At 36.6% G+C, this 2,579-nt stretch carries 3 protein-coding genes and 1 pseudogene; all 4 read left to right on the forward strand.

Annotated elements, in window-relative coordinates; all coding sequences use genetic code 11:
- A pseudogene (locus H7254_RS11720) lies at positions 1–189 on the forward strand (ABC transporter permease); the annotation flags it as partial.
- A 1-nt stretch (position 190) separates the two neighbouring features.
- A complete protein-coding gene (locus tag H7254_RS11725) occupies positions 191–1,456 on the forward strand; it encodes an ABC transporter ATP-binding protein (RefSeq protein ID WP_301933142.1) in 1,266 nt (421 codons plus the stop codon).
- Positions 1,457–1,504: 48 nt separating this feature from the next.
- Positions 1,505–2,335 (forward strand): class I SAM-dependent methyltransferase, encoded by an 831-nt coding sequence (locus tag H7254_RS11730; RefSeq protein ID WP_301933143.1) that lies wholly within the window; start codon positions 1,505–1,507, stop codon positions 2,333–2,335.
- A partial coding sequence (locus H7254_RS11735; protein WP_301933144.1) for an aminotransferase class I/II-fold pyridoxal phosphate-dependent enzyme occupies positions 2,328–2,579 on the forward strand: 252 nt, incomplete at its 3' end. The genes H7254_RS11730 and H7254_RS11735, both read left to right, overlap by 8 nt.

The following is a 2,579-nucleotide window of genomic DNA, read 5'->3' on the forward strand; positions in this document are numbered from 1 at the left end:
AAATACCGTGCCCTCATACAATTAAATCCCATGACTGGGATTGTAGAAGCTTTCCGGTATGGCTTCCTGGGTAAGGGTGAGTTTACTGCCTGGAGCATTGGCTATTCAGCCCTGGTTACCGTTGTGTTATTGGTATTGGGCGTAATTATATTTAATAAAACAGAAAAAGATTTCGTAGATACCATTTAAGATGTCAATAGCGATACAAGTAGAAAATTTATCAAAAGCCTACCAAATAGGGCAGATAGGTACCGGAACGATTTCAAGAGATCTTGAGCGCTGGTGGGCCACCACGGTAAGAGGTAAAGAAGATCCGTTTTTAAAAATTGGTGAAACAAATGATCGTTCCACCAAAGGCAAGAGTGATATTGTATGGAGCCTGAAGGATATTAATTTTGAAATACAACAGGGCGATGCGGTCGGTATTATTGGCCGCAATGGTGCAGGCAAAAGTACCCTGCTAAAATTACTGTCTGAAGTAACTTCACCCACTACAGGTAAAATAAATATTAAAGGAAGGGTTGCAAGTTTATTGGAAGTGGGTACAGGTTTTCATCCGGAACTATCTGGCCGGGAAAATATATTTTTGAATGGGGCGATATTAGGCATGCGCAAAAAAGAAATACAACGCAAGCTTGATCAAATAATTGATTTTAGTGGCGTAGAGCGTTATGTAGATACGCCTGTAAAGCGGTATAGCAGCGGCATGTATGTACGATTGGCGTTTGCTGTGGCGGCACATTTGGAAAGTGAAATATTAATAGTGGATGAAGTGCTGGCGGTCGGAGACGCAGAGTTTCAAAAAAAGTGTTTGGGTAAAATGAATGAAGTAAGTAAGGGAGAGGGAAGAACGGTTTTGTTTGTAAGCCACAACATGGGAGCAGTTAATTCTCTCTGCAATCATGCAATTTTAATGAAGAATGGTAAGCTCGATTTTGAAGGATCGACACAATCAACAGTTGATCATTACTTGAGTGGTGGCGAAACTGTGAACAACGCACATTATATTAATGAAAGCCCAGAAACAGAATCAGATATTTTAGAAATAAAAATAGTAGATACTCAAGGTACAATATGCGGCAATTTTGGATTTGACCAATCAGTTAAAGTAATATTTAGTCTTAAGGTTGCGGAAAAACACCTCAGTGGCCATTTTGGCATTCGTGTAATAGATCAATTAGAGCGAAGCGTTTTTACCTCAGAGACTCAGGTTAATAACTTTATTCAAAAAGAGGGATTTGTAGTGATTTCTGTAGCAATTCCTGCAAATGTATTAGTGCCTAATAAATACCAGTTGATTGTAGGTTTTCATAAGGTAAATGTTGAAATAGTAAAGTATCTCGAAAGTCCTGTTCAATTTGTCATCGAGGAAACTGGTACAGAATTCTATAAGTATTCAGGCATCGACTATGGTTGCGTTTTCTTGAATTGTGAGTGGAATGCACAGATTAATTAACTTTTATTAAGCATTTAAATTGGTGTCAAATATTAATGTAAAATGGAAGTGAATTGCAAAATATGCAACAAGCAAAGCCTAATCTTGTTTGAAGCTCTTGTTTTAAAAAAGCATTTGGTAAAATATCTAAAATGTCAGAATTGTGGGTTTATTCAAACTGAAGAACCTTACTGGCTAAATGATGCATATGCTTCTCCAATTGCTTTACTGGATGTGGGATTATTGTACCGGAATAATATGCTGGCAGAAAGATCATCTCCCATATTTAATCAAATTGCAGGAAACGGAAAATATCTGGATTATGGCGGCGGTTATGGTATATATGTACGTCTGATGCGTGATAGAGGATATGACTTTTACCTTTCAGATAAATACTGCAAAAACCTTTTTGCACAATTCTTTGAACTTAAGGATGCGGGGATCGAAAATGGCTTTACATGTTTAACTGCATTTGAAGTGTTTGAGCACCTGGCTTCCCCTATTGATGAAATTACTGCTATGTTTCACCTCTCCGATACCATTTTTTTTTCTACAGAACTGCAACCAGAGATTGAAATGAGATCTGTGAATGATTGGTGGTATTTTGTTCCGGAAGCAGGGCAACATATTGCGTTATTCAGTATCGGTTCACTTGAGCAATTAAAATTACATTTCAACTGTTACCTTTATAGCAATAACGTTAACCTACATATTCTTTCCAAAAAGCCATTGTTAAAGGATCCGTTTGAATCAAAGGTTGAAACACCATTAACATTACACGAAAGAATATTTAATAAATTTTTTAAACCGAATCATTTCATAAAACAAGAAGAAAAAAAATCTTTATTACAAAAAGATTTTGAATATTATAAAACCAAGTTATTTAATGGCAATGCATAAATTTCCTGTTTACCAACCCTCTCTTTCAGGCAACGAAAAAAAATATGTAAATGATTGTCTTGATTCTACCTGGATATCGTCTAAGGGAAAATATATCGAAGCATTTGAAACTTCCTTTGCAAAGTATATTGGTGTTCAGCATGCTGCCTCAGTTTCCAATGGGACTGTAGCAATCCATCTTGCTTTAATTGCTTTAGGAATTGGGGATGGAGATGAAGTCATTGTTCCTACCCTGACTTATATC

The organism is Ferruginibacter sp. (genome assembly GCF_014377975.1).
Classification (GTDB): Bacteria; Bacteroidota; Bacteroidia; order Chitinophagales; family Chitinophagaceae; genus Ferruginibacter.

Coding starts and splice junctions, on each gene's coding strand:
- H7254_RS11725 (WP_301933142.1), top strand. CDS start 191: ATGTCAATAGCGATACAAGTAGAAAATTTATCAAAAGCCTACCAAATA.